Genomic DNA, 18,415 nt, shown 5'->3' with positions numbered 1-18,415 from the left:
TTAATATTCCTTAATATCGTTTGTTGAAGGAGGGGTATTCTATCGTTAGATCTCAATGATCGCTATCGATAAAAAAATTTTTATCCCCAGCCTGATCATTGTATGTGGATATCTGTGATCTTTAAAGATCAAAAACGATCCAATTAATCGCATTAGTTCGCAGATCCTGCTTTATTAACCGATCACTCTTGATCTATAATAGCCGTACTTTGATCTCGTTAAACAGCCTTTGATCCACTACATGTAGTGTTGATTCACAGAGTTATCCACATCCTGTGGTGAATTATTGGAGTTTAATGAAAAAGTAATTAGGTAAAAATTGTGCATATAGCTACTTTCCTTGTTGACGGTAGTGATTAAAGTGATTACAATTCGGCCTCTTTTTTGCCCTTGCCTCTTATTTTAAGAATGTAAGGTTTATTAACTACTAAATATACGGATTGCCAAAATGAGTAAACGTACTTTTCAACCAAGCAACCTGAAGCGTAAGCGTTCTCACGGCTTCCGCGCACGTATGGCCACTGTAGGCGGCCGTAAAGTGATTGCACGTCGTCGTGCAAAAGGTCGCGCTCGTTTATCTGCTTAATCGGTAGATATTCATAGTGACTAGCTATGCTTTTACGCGGGAGTTACGTCTGTTAACTCCCGCGCAATTCAAATCTGTATTTTCAAATCCCATCAAAGCATCTTCTGCTGAAATAACTCTGCTCGCTATACCTAATTCAGAACAACATCCTCGTATTGGATTAACAGTTGCAAAACGTTTTGTTAAAAACGCCAGTGATCGTAATCGTATTAAGCGAATAATCAGAACAAATTTCCGTTTAAGTCAGCACGACATTCCAAATCTTGATATTGTTGTCTTGGTTCGAAATGGTGTGGTCGATATGGAAAATGCAGAACTACATAAGTTAACAGAGAAGTTATGGCGCAAACTCAGTCGCCGTTACAATGGCTAGCCACTAAGGCTATTCGTGGTTACCAACTTCTTATCAGCCCCATGCTGGGACCTCGCTGTAGATTCAACCCAACGTGCTCTTATTATGCGATTGATGCAATAAAAACGCATGGAACTGCGAAAGGTTGTTGGCTTGCAGCGAAACGCATACTAAAATGTCACCCTTTACATCCCGGCGGAAGTGATCCCGTCCCCCCTAAAAATGACAGGTGTAACAAATAGGCTATGGAATCTCAACGCAATTTAATGCTTATCGCACTACTGTTTGTCAGTTTTTTACTTTGGCAAGCATGGCAAGACGATAAAGCACCACAACCGACAGCAACACAATCGGTTGTTCAAACGAATAACGTACCTTCGTCAAATATTGGCGATGTACCCGATGCTGATTCAAGCATGCCTGTTCAATTACCGGCGACTCAAAATCTGATTACAGTTAACACTGATCAGCTAAACATCAAAATCGACCCAGTAGGTGGTGATATTGTTTATGCTGCACTTGTTGACCATAAAGTTGAAATCGATAGCGATGAAGCTTTTGTTCTTTTAGAGCAAAACGGTGCATTCAATTATATTTCTCAAAGTGGCTTAATCGGACGTGATGGTATTGATAGCAGTACTCACGGTCGTGCTCATTTTTCTGCTGAATCAGAACTATATGAATTAGCAGCTGGCCAAGACACTTTATCTGTACCATTAAGCTATGTAGATGCAAATGGCGCAAGCTATACCAAAGTATTTACTTTCACTCGTGGCCAGTTTGATGTGACCGTTGATTACAATGTAAACAACACCACAGCAGCGCCGCTTCAAATGCAAATGTACGGTCAGATTAAGCAAACCGTTCAAGCATCTGAAAGCAGTATGATGATGCCGACTTACCGTGGTGCCGCATTCTCTACTCAGAATGTTCGTTACGAAAAGTATGATTTTGAAGATATTGCTAAAAGTAACTTAAACCAACAAACACTAGGCGGTTGGGCAGCAATGCTTCAACATTACTATGTGTCGGCTTGGGTACCACCAGCAAATGATTCGAACACTATTTTCACCAGCATGAGTGCTGGTGGACAAGCCAACATTGGTTTCCGCGGTGCGGTGCATGATATTGCTCCAGGTACCCAGCAAACTATTAGTGCTCAGTTCTTCGTAGGTCCTAAAGACCAAAAAGCACTTTCTAGTATTTCTGAAACCTTAAACCTTGTAGTTGATTATGGTTTCCTTTGGTGGCTAGCAATCCCTATTTACAAGTTACTGATGTTCTTCCAGTCAATTGTAACTAACTGGGGTATGGCTATTATCTTAATTACGTTATCTGTTCGTGGTCTTTTATATCCACTGACTAAAGCGCAATACACCTCAATGGCGAAAATGCGTAACCTACAACCTAAACTTGCTGAACTGAAAGAACGTTTCGGTGATGACCGTCAAAAGATGGGTCAAGCTATGATGGAGCTGTACAAGAAAGAAAAAGTTAACCCTATGGGTGGCTGTCTTCCTATCTTGCTGCAAATGCCTATTTTCATCGCATTATACTGGGTACTACTAGAAAGTTATGAATTGCGTCATGCACCATTCATGCTTTGGATTGACGATTTATCGGTTCAAGATCCTTACTACGTACTACCGTTACTAATGGGTGTGTCTATGTGGTTAATGCAGAAAATGCAGCCTATGGCACCAACCATGGATCCTATGCAAGTTAAGATGATGCAGTGGATGCCAGTTATCTTTACTGTGTTCTTCCTATGGTTCCCATCAGGACTAGTTCTTTACTGGTTAGTTGGTAACTTAGTGGCAATCACACAACAAAAGATTATTTATGCCGGTTTAGAGAAAAAAGGCTTAAAATAAGTCATAGCTCGAACTGATATAATCTTTAAAGGCGGCTATTAAGCCGCCTTTTCCTTTACTATTTTCAACAAGGTTTTCTTCAATGACAGACACTATCGTGGCACAAGCAACCGCACCAGGTCGTGGCGGCGTCGGTATCATTCGTGTATCAGGTGATAAAGCAACTGAAGTCGCACAAAGCGTTTTAGGCCATTTACCTAAAACCCGTTATGCCGACTACTGTGACTTTAAAAGTGTGACTGGTGAAGTCATTGACCAAGGGATAGCCTTGTTCTTTAAAGGACCTAACTCCTTTACTGGTGAAGATGTATTGGAACTACAAGGTCACGGCGGCCAAATCGTATTAGATATGCTAATAAAGCGTGTTATGGAAGTCGATGGGCTTCGTATAGCTAAACCGGGTGAGTTTAGTGAGCAGGCCTTTATGAACGACAAGCTTGATTTAACCCAAGCAGAAGCCATAGCTGACTTAATTGATGCCACCAGCGAGCAAGCCGCTAAAAGCGCGTTAAACTCGCTCCAAGGTGAGTTCTCGGATGAAGTACATCAACTCGTTGAGCAAGTGACTAACTTGCGTTTATACGTCGAAGCAGCGATTGATTTTCCAGATGAAGAAGTCGATTTTTTATCAGACGGTAAAATTGCTAACTCGCTTTATAACATCATCGACAAACTCGATTCTGTGCAAGCCAGTGCTAAACAGGGTTCGATTATTCGCGAAGGCATGAAAGTTGTCATTGCAGGTCGCCCTAACGCGGGTAAATCTAGTTTATTGAATGCGTTAGCAGGTAAAGAATCCGCTATTGTGACTGAAATAGCTGGCACGACTCGTGATGTTTTGCGCGAGCATATCCATTTAGATGGCATGCCACTGCATATTATTGATACCGCTGGTTTACGTGATACAGCTGATACGGTTGAAAAAATTGGGATTGAGCGTGCATGGGATGAGATAGCAACTGCAGACCGGGTGTTATTCATGGTTGATGGCACCACGACTACCGACGTTAATCCACATGATATTTGGCCTGACTTTATAGACCGCCTGCCATCAAGACTTGGAGTCACCGTTGTTCGTAACAAAGCCGATTTAACCGGCGAGCCTGTTATGACCACAGATGAGCACGGTTATAACGTTTATCGCATTTCAGCTAAAACAGGCTTAGGCGTTGAAGAACTTAAACAACACCTTAAGACCCTCATGGGTTATCAAAGCAACCTTGAGGGTGGTTTTATCGCCCGTCGTCGCCATTTAGAAGCATTAGACTTAGCCGCAAGCCACTTACAACTGGGTAAAGAACAACTGGAAGTGTATTTGGCTGGGGAATTACTCGCAGAAGAGCTACGAATGGCTCAGATGGCATTGTCAGAAATTACCGGTAAGTTCACCTCAGATGATCTCCTCGGTAAAATCTTTAGTTCTTTTTGTATTGGTAAATAGCCCTTATGAGTTTAGCAAATACCGTCATCGTACTCGATTTCGAAACCACCGGCTTATCACCTGATAACGCTGATAGAGCCATTGAAATTGGTGCAGTTAAACTGGTTGATGGTGAAGTGGTTGAATCGTTTCAAGAATTAATGAACCCAGGATGTCGGGTAAATAGTTTTATTGAAAACTACACAGGTATTAGCAATCAAATGCTGCAAACAGCCGATAACTGCGAAACTGTCATGGCGCGGTTTGCTGATTTTATTGGAGACTTCAACCTTGTAGCCCATAACGCCAGCTTTGATAAGAAATTTTTAGATGCCGAGTTTCAGCGAATTAATCACCAATACTCAGGTCAGTTTGCTTGCTCTTTATTGCTGTCTCGCAGAATAAGTCAAGATGCGCCAAACCATAAGCTCGGAACCTTGGTTGATTACCACCAACTCCCCAATAATGGTGTTTTTCACCGTGCGTTAGCCGATGCCACGATGACGGGTCATTTATGGCTCCACCAGCTTGAAACAATTAAACTACACCAACCTCAGCAAGCTGTGACTTTTGATAAAATTCAAAAAATTACAGGTATGCCAAAGGCGAAAGTCATGGCCTTTTTAGCACAATAACCTTTCAACAAAGTAATTAAGTTTATTATGCCGCCGATTGCTGTTGCGGCATGCTACTTAACCATTCTTTAAATTTAGTAATCGCAGGTAACCTTTTATCTGAGTGCCCTAACAACTGAACAATGGCATAGCAGTACTGGTAATATAACTGGACATCATTACCGTCTTTATCGGCATCATCACAATTAATCATTGCACCACGTAAATAGCTAAGCACTAATTCATCGCGATTAAATCCTTCAACCTTCCCTATTTTTGCAATCATGCTATGAAACCATACAGAGTAAGCATCGTAACTTTGCTGATAAGCTAACTGATATACCTCACTCGCTTGAGATAAAACATCAGAATTAGGCATGACTCTTTCAATGACGAAGGTTTTATTAACTAAGGTATCGTGTAAACGCCAACATTGATGAGCTAAAAACTGAATAAGCGGGTCTTGATAATGTTGTTCATCAAGTTCAGCCTGAGCATTCCAACGATTTAAGTCATTAATTGCCACCGCTACCATTAAATCAACCTCGCTAGGGAAATGGTTATAAATAGTCCCTTTAGATATCTGGCTAGCTTGAACTAAATGAGAACGACATAAATCAAATGTTTTACGTCCTTTTAAACAACGCTGAGATACTTCAACTAGGTATTCTCCTCTTTGCTGCCAAGTACTCATGATGTATCCCTTACTTTGATTGAAAAATATGTTATCAGTTCACATTCACACAATAACAAGCTTTTTACGTTCTCGATATTAAGTAATACTGATACCACTATGATCAATCTCAATAGCCAGATTATCTAAAGCCAATGTTAAAAATTGAATTACTAGAAAGCTTCATCGCGGTAGCCGAAAATGGCAACCTTTCAAAAGCTGCAGAACAGATTTGCCGGACTCAATCAGCATTAAGTCTGCAAATTAAAAAGCTTGAAGAAAGTGTTGGGCAGCCATTATTAATCCGCGATAACAAAGGTGTTACACTTACCGACTCAGGTGTAACTTTGCTTAACTATGCCTATAAAATGATGCAACTAAACTCAAAGGCTTTAGATGACTTAAAGGATTGCCAAAATCGAGAAATCATTCGACTTGGTGTCCCAACTGATTATATAAAACGTTACTTGAGCAGCTGTTTATTAGAATTTATTCGTGAATTTACCCGCATAGAGCTGGTGATTGATACTGACGTTAGCGGTAATTTATATAAGCGCTTACAACAAGGCGAATTTGATGTCATTGTAGCGACTCATTGGCAAACACCAGCAAATGGGGAATTGTTATTTGAACGACGCTTTCATTGGGTTGCTGCCAAAAATGGTAATGCTCACAAACGTAGCGTGATTCCAATGGCATTATATCCAGAAAACTGCCCTATTCGTGCCCAAGTATTTGCTAATCATCAACTGACTATGCGCTCGATCAATGTGCTGCTATCAACTCCTTCACCGCAAGCCTTGTGCATGGCGGTTGAAAATGATCTAACCATCGCACCAGTCGCTGAATTTCGTATTAGCGATAAAATGCAGATATTAGATCCGGTTGAACATGGACTTCCCATTTTACCTGTCTTTAATGAAGCGCTTTATCTGAACCCAGATACCCAAACAGATGCAACTCAACAACTGATCTCGTTAATTAAAGCCAATGTTGAAAACTTAGCAGAAGTTGCTGATAGCTAATTATCTATTGTGCATCAGACTAAAAGCCAACTTAAGTAAGTTGGCTTTTTACTTTTCTATAGCTGATAGAAATTACGCGTAGTTTTGATCATATGTCTATATTCAATCGATAAAAAAAGCCCCTAACTATTAAGTTAGAGGCTTATCAAAAAGTGACTACGCTATTAATTGAAAGGGGAAAACAAACAACCAATGCATTAAGCCACTTTTAATACTGACTTAAAATATCGTATTTACTTTTTATGTTTGTCGTATTTGAACGTATGGCAATCGCTACAGATAGGCTCTTTAGCTTTATGCTCACCATGACATTCCTGACAAGGTAACTCTTTACCGTAATGTAAGTTATTGTGCGGATTCTGCCACTTGTCTTCTTCACTACGTGCTGTTGTTTCAGCTAATTCATCAACATCGTGACATTGCTGACAAGCTTGATCAGATGGAAATTGCTTGATGCCATTGTCATGACATGCCTTACAATCTTTTCCGATAACTTCCTGATGGTGATCTCTAATTTCTACGGCTTGAACTGTCGCACTACTTAAGCAAAGTAATCCCAATGCAAGCATCATCTTTAATGTGTTCATCAATAATTCCTCTTGTGTTTTGGGACTAAACTTTCATCATGCTGCGGGCGGCTGTCATTCCCATGACCATACATTCAGGAATAGAACAACTACCTAAACGACTGACACCATGAATACCACCACACACTTCACCTGCGGCATATAAACCAGCAATAGGATTACCAGTAAAGCTGTCTTTTACTTCTGCTTTAGTTGTAATTTGCACACCACCTTGGCAGTAATGCACTTTTGGCCATAAACGAACAACGGTAAACGGTGCTTCAATATACTTGTCTTTAGCCTTGGTCATATTCTTGCCAAATTGAGTATCTTCACCTGACTTAACGTACTGGTTATATTCTTCAATTTGCGTTTTAAGTGCTTTAGTTGGCACTTTAAAATGAGAAGCAAGTTCTTCAATAGAATCAAACTTCCAACCCACATTGTACTTAATGACTTTCTTAGTATTAGGATGCTTTTTAGAATCCTTATAACTGGTGATTAAGATTGGAGGTAGCGCATTTCCTTGTTCATCACGACATGCAAGCTCGGCATCAGCACGAGTTTTACGGTCAGCAATTTCGTTCATAAAGCGTTTACCCGTTAAACGGTTAATCGCAATTGAATGTGGGAAATTGTAAATTGAGTAGTTAGACACGTAACCAAAACCACCTTCATCAGGTGATGCCCAAGGGCCAGATTGAATATGCGCTAAATGAACAGGTACGGCACCTAAGCGGAACATTTCATACATGCCTTCGCCTGTAGCACCAGGAGCATTGGTACAACCTACTTCAGAGGTTAACGTTGGATCTTGCGCCATACGAAGATTAACGTTTTGAGCAAAACCACCTGTCGCCATAATCACACCACGTTTAGCGCGAATATTAATAACTTTACCTGGCTGGTCTTCATCAAAGTGGTAGTTGTCTCGCATTTTAACGCCAAGTACTTCGCCGTTATCACCAATCAAGAAACCTTCAAACTTAGAACGGTTATGAGTATGAACCCCCAATTCACGACACTTATGTAATAACGGTTGAGTGATACCTGCACCACAACTCACGGTTGTTTGATAAGTACGTGCAACAGAGTGACCACCAAGCTGTTGCAAGTATGGATGGTACTCAGAGCCCGCATCAAAAGTCATTTGTAATGCTTCCATTGCATGCTCAGCAACATGGCGAAGTAGTGCTTCATCGGCAATACCACGTCCAGCAGCCATTTGATCAGCGACCATGCGATCAACAGAATCTTTTACGCCTTCTTTAGATTGCATTGGCGTTCCTGGCGCAGCAAATAAGCCACCATTAATCGCTGAATTACCACCAAAGTAAGACATTTTTTCAAAAATATGTACATCTTTTGCACCTAGTTTTGTTGCCTCAATCCCTGCAGCTAAGCCAGCAAAACCAGAACCAATAATAACGATCTCAACTTCTTTATCCCACTTAACACCGTCCGCTTTTTCAGAAACAGCCATCGCTGGAGCTACCATTGCAGCACCTGCTGCTGCACCTAACCCTGCGATAAATTTACGGCGTCCTAACAGATCTACATTACTCATAGGTCATCACCCTTTGTTTAAATTGACTCCTTCATCATAAAGATGGAATCAATTCCAAAAAGGGAATCTACCAAGGTTTAATTATATCTAAATAGGTATATTTACAGAAATGAACCATAGCGCATATTTTAATCAAATATAGCCGTATGCTAACGATTTGGAATCAATTCCAAAACGCTGGCTATCTAAAAAATTAAATGAACGGCTTAAGTTACTTTTGAGAAAGACACTCTGTTAATTTATCGACCAATAATCTGACTTTTGGTGATAAGTGACGGTTTTGCGGATACAAAGCCCAAATACCTTCTTTTTCTTGCTGGAAAGAGGCCAATAACACCTTTAGTTTATTCTCGCTAATTGCTTGCTTAACGTAGTAACCAGGTAATTGCACAATCCCCAAACCTTTTAATGCCGCATCAAGCAAACTAATGCCGCTACTGCATTGCAAATTACCCTGCACTTTAATACTTCTGTTTTTACCTGATTCATTAAAGTGCCAATGTGATTGAGAACCAATTAAACAATTATGCTGACTGAGTTCCGATAAAGAATATGGCGCACCAAAACGATTAATATACTCAGGTGCAGCACACACAAATTGCTCACGACTGGTTAGTCGCTTTGCCATCATACTAGAGTCTGGTAATCGGCCTAATCGAATAGCTAAATCATAACCACCCTCAACTAAATCTAGTTGCCTGTTTGTTAATTCACAAATTACTTCGACATCAGGGTATTGCTGCATATAGTCAGTCACAACCGGCATAATAAACTTCTCACCATAAGTCACAGGTGCTGTCAGTTTAATTAGCCCCTGAGGTTTATTTTGCAAACTACTAATGGCACGCTCAGCCTCTTCAAGGCCATCAATCACTTGTCTGCAATGGCGATAAAACACTTGGCCTTCTTCAGTAAGTGACACTTTTCGAGTAGTGCGATAAAAAAGTTTAGTATTTAATCGATTTTCAATCTGACTAATTTGGCGACTAACTTGCGCGGTTGAAATAGACAAACGCTTTCCCGCCGAGGTAAAACTGTCAGTTTCAGCCACTGCGACAAATTCATAAACTCCTTCCCATGGCAGCATTATTACTCTCTCGTAAAAGTCATTTACTATTTAAGCTTATTATCAACTGACAGAAAATAAATACAATAGAATAATGATCTACACTGAGTAGATAAAATTTATAACCCATCTTCAATAAGGACAAACATAATGTCAGCTCAATTTATTAAATCAAAAGCCGCTGTAGCGTGGGGACCAGGTCAACCTTTATCCGTTGAAGAAGTTGATGTTATGTACCCGAAAGCGGGAGAAGTGATGGTAAAGATTATCGCTTCGGGTGTTTGTCATACTGACGCATTTACCCTATCAGGTGATGATCCAGAAGGTGTTTTCCCGGCAATTCTGGGTCATGAAGGTGGCGGGATTGTTGAAATGGTCGGTGAAGGAGTCACCAGCGTTAAAGTCGGTGACCATGTTATTCCTCTTTACACCGCAGAATGTGGCAAATGTAAGTTCTGTACATCAGGTAAAACCAACCTATGTAGCGCAGTACGTGAGACCCAAGGTAAAGGCTTAATGCCTGATGGTACTACTCGCTTTTATAAAGATGGTGAGCCAATTTTCCATTATATGGGTTGTTCAACATTCTCCGAGTACACCGTATTACCTGAGATCTCGCTTGCAAAAGTGAATAAAGATGCCCCATTAGAAGAAGTCTGTTTATTAGGTTGTGGTGTCACAACCGGTATGGGTGCTGTGCTGAATACCGCTAAAGTTCAAAAAGGCGATACGGTGGCTATTTTTGGTTTAGGTGGCATTGGTTTATCGGCCATAATTGGCGCAACCATGGCTGGTGCATCACGCATTATCGGTATTGACTTAAATGAATCTAAATTTGAGCTAGCCACTAAACTTGGTGCGACAGATTGCATTAACCCTAAAAACTACGACAAACCAATTCAAGATGTCATTGTTGAGTTAACTGATGGCGGTGTTGATTTCTCATTCGAGTGTATTGGTAACGTTAATGTCATGCGCAGCGCGCTAGAATGTTGTCATAAAGGCTGGGGCGAGTCAGTGGTCATTGGTGTTGCTGGTGCAGGACAAGAAATCTCAACTCGTCCATTCCAATTAGTGACAGGCCGAGTTTGGAAAGGTAGCGCTTTTGGTGGTGTTAAAGGTCGTAGTGAATTACCAGGTATTGTAGAACAATACTTAAATGGTGAATTTAAATTAGATCATTTCATTACTCATACCATGGGACTTGAAGGGATCAACGATGCTTTCGATCTCATGCATAACGGTGAGAGTATCCGTACAGTCATTCATTTCGATAAGTAAACTTTTCTTCAGATCAATTTTAAACCTTGTCCATCGTTAAAGTTATGGACAAGGTATAAATCAAATTCTAATTCAATAGCATGCCGCTTATAGGATCTCGAATGACCATTGAAAATATCAGCAGTAATAAAGCATTTGGCGGCTGGTTAAAGCAATACACCCACATTTCAACCACCGTTAATTGCAGTATGCGTTTTGCTATTTATTTACCACCTCAAGCAGCATCACAAAAAGTGCCTGTGCTTTATTGGTTATCAGGTTTAACCTGTACAGATGAAAATGTTATGCAAAAATCAGGTATTCAACGTATAGCAGCGGAACTGGGTATCGCAATTGTCGCTCCTGATACTAGCCCACGTGGTGAGAATGTCGCAGACGACAGCGAAGGTGCTTATGATTTTGGTCTAGGCGCAGGTTTTTATGTCAATGCGACTCAAGCCCCTTTTAATACCCATTATCAAATGTATGACTACGTTGTGAACGAGTTGCCAGAACTCATTGAACAACACTTTCCTGTTTCTCAGCAGCGCAGCATAAGTGGTCACTCAATGGGCGGTCATGGTGCTATCAGTATCGGTCTTAAAAATCCGCAGCGTTATCAGTCAATCTCAGCATTCAGTCCGATTTGTAATCCTATTAATTGCCCTTGGGGACAAAAGGCTTTTAATGGTTATCTAGGTACAGATAAACAAGATTGGCTTGAATATGACAGTACGGAATTAATGAAGCTTACTCAAGCCGCTGTTCCTATGCTGGTGGACCAAGGTAGCGATGACAGCTTCTTAACTGAGCAGTTAAAACCACAAGCCTTAATCGATGTTGCTAAAGAACAGGAATACCCTTTAACCTTGCGTATGCAAGAAGGCTACGATCATAGCTACTATTTTATTAGTAGTTTTATCGAAGACCATTTAAGGTTCCATGCAAAGTATTTATAAGTAGAAAGCTATAACGAAAATGATCAATGAGCCTTTGCCTAAAAAATAGATCATTGTTTCATGTGAAACATAGTTAGACTTTCAAAATAGAAATAGCAACCTTATAAAGATTGTAAAAAGCCTCAATGTGAATAACATTGAGGCTTTTATATAGGCATTAACGTAAATAGATAATGAAGAAAATAACTTCATAGAAAGACTAATTAACGCAATAACTCATCTTTGTCTCAGTCATTTTTCTGTTAAGTGCATTAGCCTTTAATGTCGCTAAAAGTGCAACCACCGAACATCCAAACATAATCAGCACCATGGGCCATAAAGCATCTTTCAACAGTAATGCTGTTATTCCACTAATAATTGCACCTATGAAAAACTGCATAGCTCCCATTAACGCAGAAGCAGTACCAGCACTTTTACCAAAGTGCTTTAAAAAGCCAACGCTTGCATTAGATATTGTCCCACCTGTCGCCGCCATACAGATAACAAAGCCAGAAACAGCAAACCATAGATTATTTGGCATAATCAAAATTGAGCTGAACAAAACAAGTCCACCGAACACTTTTAGCCCTAAAAATGCCAACAGCATTTGCTCTGCGTCATAACGATTAAGCAAATAGGCATTTAAACGATTGATAATCACAATTCCCACAACATTAGCAATAAATAGCCCTGAAAAGAGCGTTTCGCTAACACCAAACTTAACTAAATAAGCAAAAGGTGCATTGGTAATAAACGTGATTAATAGCGCATAAGAAAACACTTGTGCAATTAAATATCCCCGTGCAGGTTTGAACTTAAGAACACTTTTAAAGCTAGTACTAGGCATGGTATCACTAGCCTTTATATGCTTTGGCATAACAAAAAATGCACAGATTGCCACAAGGAATGCGAAAATAGCAGATGATAAGAAAATCCAGTGCCAGCTGGATATTTTCATGATTAAGGTACCAATAGCGGGTGCAATAGAAGGGGCTATCATCATAATTAGCATCACAAGTGAGAATACTTTCGCCGCTTCTTTTCCTTCAGCATTATCACGAATAGTGGCAGGTACAACGACAACAGCCATGCCGCCGCCAATCGATTGCAAGCAACGCCAAAGCCAAAAAAACGCCAGAGAATCGACTAAAGCTAACACTAGACTGCATACACCAAACACCAGTAAACCTAATGACATGATTGGCTGACGGCCAAATTTATCAGATAGTGGTCCGCCGACTAACTGACCAATTGCCATCCCGAAAACATACATGCTGACGGTAATCGCAATCAAAGAAGTATCGACATTGAAATCAGTTGCAATGATTGGAATCGCTGGCAGATAACTATCGATAGCGTATGGAGTCATCGCAAAAACAGCAGCAAGTAACAGAATTAAGCTTTTAGATATGGATTGTTGCATTTACACCTCTAAAGTATCTTTCCAGAAAGATACTAGCTAGATTTTACCTTTCTAGCAAGATATATTACTTGCAACACCCACTGATTAAATGAATAGATTTTGCCAAAACAGGAAAGTGTCGATAGCATTTTACAATCAACAAAAATTAATTGGCCTGAAGCATACGACCATATTTCTCCGTCGATTCTTAAATTGCTCAGAGCTCATCATCACATCAGAACAGATCTCGAAGAGCTATTAGGTCATTACCAAATACAAGGTGCAGACTTCGGTATTCTGGCAACCTTGAGAAGAAGTGGCGAACCTTATTGTTTGTCACCAACCACCCTTTATCATTCCCTACTATTCAGTTCAGGCGGTTTAACAAAAGTCCTAAACAGAATGAAGCAAGCTGAGCTAATAGAAAGACTTGATAATCCTGACGACAAGCGTAGCAAGCTGGTTAAGTTATCACCAATGGGAAAAGAACTGGTTGACGCTATCATCGTTGAGCTTCATAAAAATGAACGAAAAAAATTAGCAATTTTGTCAGAAGATGAGATAAAACAGTTAGATAAACTACTCAGTAAACTACTATTGAGTTGGAATTAACACTTAGCATCAATAAAAAATGCCAGCTAAATGTTAGCTGACATTTTATGAATTTCTATTCATTAATGATGATTTGTAGTCAGTGACTTATTGGCAAGTTTAGCAAAGTAACGTTTAGATTCTGCCCTCACCTTTGGCGCAAGTAGAATAGCAGACGTCATTGTCGGAATAGCCATTAAGGCATATGCCGCATCAATAATATTAACGATTTCTTGAATGCTTGCCGTTGCTGCAAATAAAATCGCACACAAGAAAAAATACTGATATAAGCGTAACCTTTGACGACCAAATAAAAAAGCAAAGCACTGGCCACCATAAAATGCTTGAGTAAAAATAGTACTGATACTGAAAAACACCACACACAATATCAATAAATAAGGCCCTAATCCTGGCATTGTCATTTCAAACGCTTGAGCGGATAAATTTACACCTAGTGCTTCACCTGTTTGCCAAACCCCAGAAATTAAGATGATCATTGCAGTTGCAGTACACACTAACAAAGTGTCAATGGCAGGACCAAGCATAGCGACAAGGCCTTCTTTAACAGGCTCATTGGTTCTCGCACTACCATGAGCCATCACTTCGGTACCAATACCCGCTTCATTTGAAAAAGCTGCGCGGCGAATACCAATTAGCATCGTACCTAATATGCCGCCCCCAACAGAGTTTAATGAAAAAGCCTCAGTAAAAATTAATTCAAAATAATAAGGTATTTCAGTTATATGAGTCGCAATAACATAAAAAGCACAGCTCATATAAATGAGGATCATCAATGGCACCACCTTTGATGCCACAGATGCAATACGTTTGATCCCGCCTAAAATAACGCTAGCAACAATCAGCATAACAACGATACCTAGTGATAAATCGATCCAAAAAGTAGATTCATTAGCTGGAAAATATCCTGGTTTTACAATTAGCCATTCACGAATAATCTGTACCAGTTGATTGGAGTTAAATAATGGAAAGTTACCCACTAGACCTACAACACAAAAGAAAACAGCTAAAAAGTGCCACTTTTTAGATAACCCTTGAGTAATAATGTACATAGGGCCACCTTGCACATCACCATTTTCATCTTTACCTCGATACATAATAGCTAAAGTACAGGTAAAGAATTTGGTTGCCATTCCGACGATGGCACTGATCCACATCCAAAAAATGGCGCCAGGACCACCCACCATTATAGCCACAGCAACACTGCCAATATTGCCCATACCAACGGTTCCAGCCATCGCACTGGATAGTGCACCGGCATGAGTAATATGACCTTCAGCGCCTTTATCAGGGTATTTTCCACGCACAATATTGATAGCATGACCGATATAACGAAATGGGATAAACCTAGAATAAATAAGGAAAAATAGGCCACCACCGACTAAAAGAACCAACATGTGTGGTCCCCATGCTAAATCAGCAATTTCAGCCGTAATAGAAACAAGAGACATAAGTAAGTTACAGGTTTGTTAAAAGTTATCTTTGAAAATACGGACAAAAACCGCTTTGTGCAATGACAAATCTGCGTAAACTATGACTTAAACTATGGCTAATAGTGGCCAAAATTAAGGTAATAGCATGGCAAAAGTAGAGATATTAGTCGGTACGACACAAGGCGGAACCGAATATGTTGCTGATGATATGGCAGCTCAACTGACCGATTTAGGTCATCAAATCCAGATACATTTAACACCAGATCTAGCAGATTTAGATCTAAATTCACTGTGGTTAATCGTGTGTTCTACACACGGAGCAGGTGATCTTCCAGACAATATTGAACCATTTTATCAGCAACTGATCGCAACTAAAGACGATCTTAACTCAGTGAAATATGCTTTATGTGCCATTGGTGACTCAAGTTACGATACTTTTTGCCAAGGCCCTGAAAAAATAATTTTTCAACTAGATCTTTTGAATGCACAACCGATTGTGAATAAGATCCAGATTGATGTACAAATGGATCCTGTGCCTGAAGACGCTGCTTTAGCTTGGTTATCTGAATGGCAAACAATTATTACTTAGTAAAATTTGGTTAATATCTTCATTTATACCCACAATATGATCTAATCTTATCCACAATAAGTTAATTAGAAAGATAACTATGTGGATAAGCTATTATTTTATCCGATCATAACTTTGTATTGATCCACACCTGATCTTGTTAAAGATCACCCCTGTGGATAACTAGCCGATCTATCCCCAAGTTATATTGAAACTGATCGCAGTTAGATCACAGGATCGTTTTAACATTAACTTATGATTATAAAAGAAAAATAGGCTTTTCCACAGAAAACCTCGATCCTAATAGTAACAGTAATAAAAAGATCTATTTAAAGATCTTAAGATCTATTAAGCGAAGCGTGTCTGATCAAAATGAGAAAATTGATCATTCCCGAAAGGCAAAGCAAGTGCTAAAATACTCGGCTGAAACACTCTTTCGATCTAAATTCAGATTTAACTGTAAATTAGAAAAATTACTTTTACCCAAGGTTACAAAATGCATTTTCATGAACGGTTTGATGTTATTGTTGTTGGTGGTGGTCATGCCGGAACTGAAGCGGCACTTGCAGCAGCAAGAATGGGATCTAAAACCCTCTTACTGACTCACAATATTGATACCCTCGGACAAATGTCTTGTAACCCAGCCATAGGCGGAATTGGTAAAGGCCATTTAGTTAAAGAAATTGATGCTTTGGGTGGTGCAATGGCAACAGCCACTGACTTCGCAGGTATTCAATTTAGAACCTTAAACTCAAGCAAAGGCCCAGCAGTAAGAGCCACTCGTGCTCAAGCTGACCGAGCGCTTTACCGTCAAAAAATTCAGCAAATTCTCCAGCATCAACCTAACCTACGAATTTTCCAACAAGCTGTAGATGACTTAGTTGTTGAAAATAATAGAGTTATTGGTGTAGTGACTCAAATGGGATTAGCATTTGAGTCTCCAAGTGTTGTATTAACAACGGGTACCTTCCTCAGTGGTAAAATCCATATTGGATTAGAAAATTACAGCGGTGGCCGTGCTGGTGATCCACCAGCAATTGCACTAGCAAATCGGTTAAAAGAATTACCAATCCGTGTTGGGCGTCTTAAAACGGGGACACCACCGAGAATCGATGCCAACACGATTGATTTTGATAAAATGCAAGAGCAAAAAGGTGATGATCCGTTACCAGTCATGTCATTTATTGGTGATGTTGAGCAACACCCAGAGCAAGTCTCTTGTTTTATCACTCATACCAATGAAAAAACTCACGATATTATTCGTGGTGGACTTGATCGTAGCCCAATGTATTCAGGAGTTATTGAAGGTATTGGTCCAAGATATTGTCCATCGATCGAAGATAAAATTAATCGTTTTGCAGACAAAAATTCACATCAAATCTTTATTGAACCAGAAGGACTAACCACCAATGAGATCTATCCAAATGGGATCTCAACTAGTTTACCTTTTGATGTTCAGTTAAATTTAGTCAGATCAATTCAAGGTATGGAAAACGCAGAGATCATTCGTCCTGGTTATGCCATTGAATATGATTATTTTGATCCAAGAGACCTTAAAAATTCATTAGAAACTAAAAATATTGATGGTTTGTTCTTTGCTGGACAAATCAATGGTACAACAGGTTATGAAGAGGCGGGAGCCCAAGGCTTATTAGCTGGCATGAACGCATCTTTACAAGTTCAAGGTAAAGAGGTTTGGTGTCCGAGACGCGATCAAGCATACATTGGTGTGTTAGTTGATGATTTATCAACTTTAGGCACAAAAGAGCCATACAGAATGTTTACCAGTCGCGCAGAATATCGTTTACTACTTCGTGAAGATAATGCTGATTTGCGTTTAACAGAAAAAGGTCGTGAACTTGGTTTGGTTGATGACGATCGCTGGCAAAAATTTAGCGAGAAAAGAGAATCTATTGAAACTGAACTGCAGCGCCTGCGCAGTAATTGGGTTCACAACAATTCTCCACTGTTAGACGTATTGAATCCTGTATTGAATACACCCATTTCTCGTGAAGCTTCATTTGAAGATCTATTACGCCGTCCAGAAATGGATTACAAGAAGCTCATGAGCTTAGAAGGTTTTGGCCCTGCAATTGAAGATGCACGTGCTGCAGAGCAAGTACAAATTCAAGTAAAATATTCTGGCTATATTCAAAGACAGCAAGGCGAGATCGATAAAGCCATTCGTCATGAAACGACAAGTTTACCTTTAGATCTCGATTATCAAGAGGTGGCGGGTTTATCTAATGAAGTCATTGCTAAGATGAATGAGCATAAACCAGAAACCATTGGTCAAGCTTCACGGATCTCTGGAATGACCCCAGCTGCTATTTCAATTTTGTTGGTTCACCTTAAAAAACGTGGTTTATTGCGTAAAAGCGCATAAATCGCAGTAAAAAGTTGTGTTTTGACCAATAAGGGAAGCTTTGAGGCTTCCCTTAGTCATTTCTGCCATTCATAAT

Annotated in this window: 18 protein-coding genes; 12 read left to right on the top strand and 6 right to left on the bottom strand. The window is 39.8% G+C overall.

All coding sequences use genetic code 11. The annotated features are described in order from the left end of the window. Positions 1-448 precede the first annotated feature (448 nt). The 6 genes from rpmH to QPX86_RS20635 all read left to right on the top strand — a co-directional run bounded on the left by rpmH (position 449) and on the right by QPX86_RS20635 (position 4,867). Complete coding sequence (gene rpmH, locus QPX86_RS20660) at positions 449-586, top strand: 50S ribosomal protein L34 (protein ID WP_011867659.1); 138 nt, start codon at positions 449-451, stop codon at positions 584-586. 16 nt (positions 587-602) lie between these two features. Beyond that, on the top strand, positions 603-959 hold the full coding sequence (gene rnpA, locus QPX86_RS20655) for a ribonuclease P protein component (protein ID WP_102529117.1): 357 nt from the start codon (positions 603-605) through the stop codon (positions 957-959). Further along, positions 926-1,180, top strand: a complete 255-nt coding sequence (yidD, locus tag QPX86_RS20650; protein ID WP_220754387.1) for a membrane protein insertion efficiency factor YidD — start codon at positions 926-928, stop codon at positions 1,178-1,180. The genes rnpA and yidD overlap by 34 nt, the downstream gene beginning before the upstream one ends. 3 nt (positions 1,181-1,183) lie before the next feature. Beyond that, positions 1,184-2,812, top strand: coding sequence for a membrane protein insertase YidC (gene yidC / locus QPX86_RS20645; protein WP_220754388.1), 1,629 nt, complete (start codon positions 1,184-1,186; stop codon positions 2,810-2,812). 82 nt (positions 2,813-2,894) lie between these two features. Next, the gene (gene mnmE, locus QPX86_RS20640; RefSeq protein WP_220754389.1) at positions 2,895-4,253 is read left to right on the top strand and encodes a tRNA uridine-5-carboxymethylaminomethyl(34) synthesis GTPase MnmE; all 1,359 of its coding nucleotides are present in this window, start codon (positions 2,895-2,897) and stop codon (positions 4,251-4,253) included. A 5-nt stretch (positions 4,254-4,258) separates the two neighbouring features. Then, positions 4,259-4,867: a 3'-5' exonuclease gene (locus QPX86_RS20635; RefSeq protein WP_220754390.1), complete on the top strand. Its 609-nt coding sequence runs from the start codon at positions 4,259-4,261 to the stop codon at positions 4,865-4,867. Between the two features lie 25 nt (positions 4,868-4,892). Here QPX86_RS20635 and QPX86_RS20630 read toward each other — a convergent pair whose 3' ends face one another. After that, positions 4,893-5,540 (bottom strand): TetR/AcrR family transcriptional regulator, encoded by a 648-nt coding sequence (locus tag QPX86_RS20630; RefSeq protein ID WP_220754391.1) that lies wholly within the window; start codon positions 5,538-5,540, stop codon positions 4,893-4,895. Positions 5,541-5,674: 134 nt separating this feature from the next. Here QPX86_RS20630 and QPX86_RS20625 point away from each other — a divergent pair, with 134 nt between their 5' ends. Next, the gene (locus QPX86_RS20625) at positions 5,675-6,544 is read left to right on the top strand and encodes a LysR family transcriptional regulator (protein ID WP_220754392.1); all 870 of its coding nucleotides are present in this window, start codon (positions 5,675-5,677) and stop codon (positions 6,542-6,544) included. Between the two features lie 233 nt (positions 6,545-6,777). On the opposite strand, the gene QPX86_RS20620 is transcribed toward QPX86_RS20625, so the two are convergent. From QPX86_RS20620 to QPX86_RS20610, 3 genes are all read right to left on the bottom strand, one after another. Then, positions 6,778-7,131: a cytochrome c3 family protein gene (locus tag QPX86_RS20620; RefSeq protein ID WP_220754393.1), complete on the bottom strand. Its 354-nt coding sequence runs from the start codon at positions 7,129-7,131 to the stop codon at positions 6,778-6,780. Positions 7,132-7,156: 25 nt separating this feature from the next. Continuing rightward, positions 7,157-8,677 (bottom strand): flavocytochrome c, encoded by a 1,521-nt coding sequence (locus QPX86_RS20615; RefSeq protein WP_220754394.1) that lies wholly within the window; start codon positions 8,675-8,677, stop codon positions 7,157-7,159. Positions 8,678-8,888: 211 nt separating this feature from the next. Continuing rightward, positions 8,889-9,764 (bottom strand): LysR substrate-binding domain-containing protein, encoded by an 876-nt coding sequence (locus tag QPX86_RS20610; protein ID WP_220754395.1) that lies wholly within the window; start codon positions 9,762-9,764, stop codon positions 8,889-8,891. Positions 9,765-9,893: 129 nt separating this feature from the next. Between QPX86_RS20610 and QPX86_RS20605 the strand changes: the two genes are divergently transcribed. Then, a complete protein-coding gene (locus QPX86_RS20605; RefSeq protein WP_220754396.1) occupies positions 9,894-11,024 on the top strand; it encodes an S-(hydroxymethyl)glutathione dehydrogenase/class III alcohol dehydrogenase in 1,131 nt (376 codons plus the stop codon). Between the two features lie 101 nt (positions 11,025-11,125). Further along, the gene (gene fghA, locus QPX86_RS20600; RefSeq protein ID WP_285163782.1) at positions 11,126-11,962 is read left to right on the top strand and encodes an S-formylglutathione hydrolase; all 837 of its coding nucleotides are present in this window, start codon (positions 11,126-11,128) and stop codon (positions 11,960-11,962) included. Between the two features lie 199 nt (positions 11,963-12,161). Here fghA and QPX86_RS20595 read toward each other — a convergent pair whose 3' ends face one another. Further along, positions 12,162-13,364, bottom strand: a complete 1,203-nt coding sequence (locus QPX86_RS20595; protein WP_285163781.1) for a multidrug effflux MFS transporter — start codon at positions 13,362-13,364, stop codon at positions 12,162-12,164. A 99-nt stretch (positions 13,365-13,463) separates the two neighbouring features. On the opposite strand from QPX86_RS20595, the gene QPX86_RS20590 reads away from it, so the two are divergent. Continuing rightward, a complete protein-coding gene (locus QPX86_RS20590; RefSeq protein ID WP_220754398.1) occupies positions 13,464-13,955 on the top strand; it encodes a MarR family winged helix-turn-helix transcriptional regulator in 492 nt (163 codons plus the stop codon). A 62-nt stretch (positions 13,956-14,017) separates the two neighbouring features. Here the strand turns inward: QPX86_RS20590 and QPX86_RS20585 are convergent, their stop codons facing one another. After that, positions 14,018-15,403, bottom strand: a complete 1,386-nt coding sequence (locus tag QPX86_RS20585; RefSeq protein ID WP_285163780.1) for an alanine/glycine:cation symporter family protein — start codon at positions 15,401-15,403, stop codon at positions 14,018-14,020. A gap of 127 nt (positions 15,404-15,530) precedes the next feature. Here QPX86_RS20585 and mioC point away from each other — a divergent pair, with 127 nt between their 5' ends. Continuing rightward, positions 15,531-15,974, top strand: a complete 444-nt coding sequence (gene mioC, locus QPX86_RS20580; RefSeq protein WP_285163779.1) for an FMN-binding protein MioC — start codon at positions 15,531-15,533, stop codon at positions 15,972-15,974. 475 nt (positions 15,975-16,449) lie between these two features. Next, positions 16,450-18,339 (top strand): tRNA uridine-5-carboxymethylaminomethyl(34) synthesis enzyme MnmG, encoded by a 1,890-nt coding sequence (gene mnmG / locus QPX86_RS20575; RefSeq protein ID WP_285163778.1) that lies wholly within the window; start codon positions 16,450-16,452, stop codon positions 18,337-18,339. Positions 18,340-18,415 lie beyond the last annotated feature (76 nt).

Origin of the sequence: Shewanella goraebulensis, from assembly GCF_030252245.1 — a bacterium.
Taxonomy (GTDB): Bacteria; Pseudomonadota; Gammaproteobacteria; order Enterobacterales; family Shewanellaceae; genus Shewanella; species Shewanella goraebulensis.
This window is presented reverse-complemented; position numbering and strand designations above follow the sequence as displayed.

What these genes read in the sequence shown, in the direction of transcription:
- rpmH (WP_011867659.1), top strand. Translation starts at nt 449, where the DNA reads ATGAGTAAACGTACTTTTCAACCAAGCAACCTGAAGCGTAAGCGTTCT.
- yidD (WP_220754387.1), top strand. Translation starts at nt 926, where the DNA reads ATGGCGCAAACTCAGTCGCCGTTACAATGGCTAGCCACTAAGGCTATT.
- yidC (WP_220754388.1), top strand. Translation starts at nt 1,184, where the DNA reads ATGGAATCTCAACGCAATTTAATGCTTATCGCACTACTGTTTGTCAGT.
- mnmE (WP_220754389.1), top strand. Translation starts at nt 2,895, where the DNA reads ATGACAGACACTATCGTGGCACAAGCAACCGCACCAGGTCGTGGCGGC.
- QPX86_RS20635 (WP_220754390.1), top strand. Translation starts at nt 4,259, where the DNA reads ATGAGTTTAGCAAATACCGTCATCGTACTCGATTTCGAAACCACCGGC.
- QPX86_RS20630 (WP_220754391.1), bottom strand. Translation starts at nt 5,540, where the DNA reads ATGAGTACTTGGCAGCAAAGAGGAGAATACCTAGTTGAAGTATCTCAG.
- QPX86_RS20625 (WP_220754392.1), top strand. Translation starts at nt 5,675, where the DNA reads ATGTTAAAAATTGAATTACTAGAAAGCTTCATCGCGGTAGCCGAAAAT.
- QPX86_RS20620 (WP_220754393.1), bottom strand. Translation starts at nt 7,131, where the DNA reads ATGAACACATTAAAGATGATGCTTGCATTGGGATTACTTTGCTTAAGT.
- QPX86_RS20615 (WP_220754394.1), bottom strand. Translation starts at nt 8,677, where the DNA reads ATGAGTAATGTAGATCTGTTAGGACGCCGTAAATTTATCGCAGGGTTA.
- QPX86_RS20610 (WP_220754395.1), bottom strand. Translation starts at nt 9,764, where the DNA reads ATGCTGCCATGGGAAGGAGTTTATGAATTTGTCGCAGTGGCTGAAACT.
- QPX86_RS20605 (WP_220754396.1), top strand. Translation starts at nt 9,894, where the DNA reads ATGTCAGCTCAATTTATTAAATCAAAAGCCGCTGTAGCGTGGGGACCA.
- fghA (WP_285163782.1), top strand. Translation starts at nt 11,126, where the DNA reads ATGACCATTGAAAATATCAGCAGTAATAAAGCATTTGGCGGCTGGTTA.
- QPX86_RS20595 (WP_285163781.1), bottom strand. Translation starts at nt 13,364, where the DNA reads ATGCAACAATCCATATCTAAAAGCTTAATTCTGTTACTTGCTGCTGTT.
- QPX86_RS20585 (WP_285163780.1), bottom strand. Translation starts at nt 15,403, where the DNA reads ATGTCTCTTGTTTCTATTACGGCTGAAATTGCTGATTTAGCATGGGGA.
- mioC (WP_285163779.1), top strand. Translation starts at nt 15,531, where the DNA reads ATGGCAAAAGTAGAGATATTAGTCGGTACGACACAAGGCGGAACCGAA.
- mnmG (WP_285163778.1), top strand. Translation starts at nt 16,450, where the DNA reads ATGCATTTTCATGAACGGTTTGATGTTATTGTTGTTGGTGGTGGTCAT.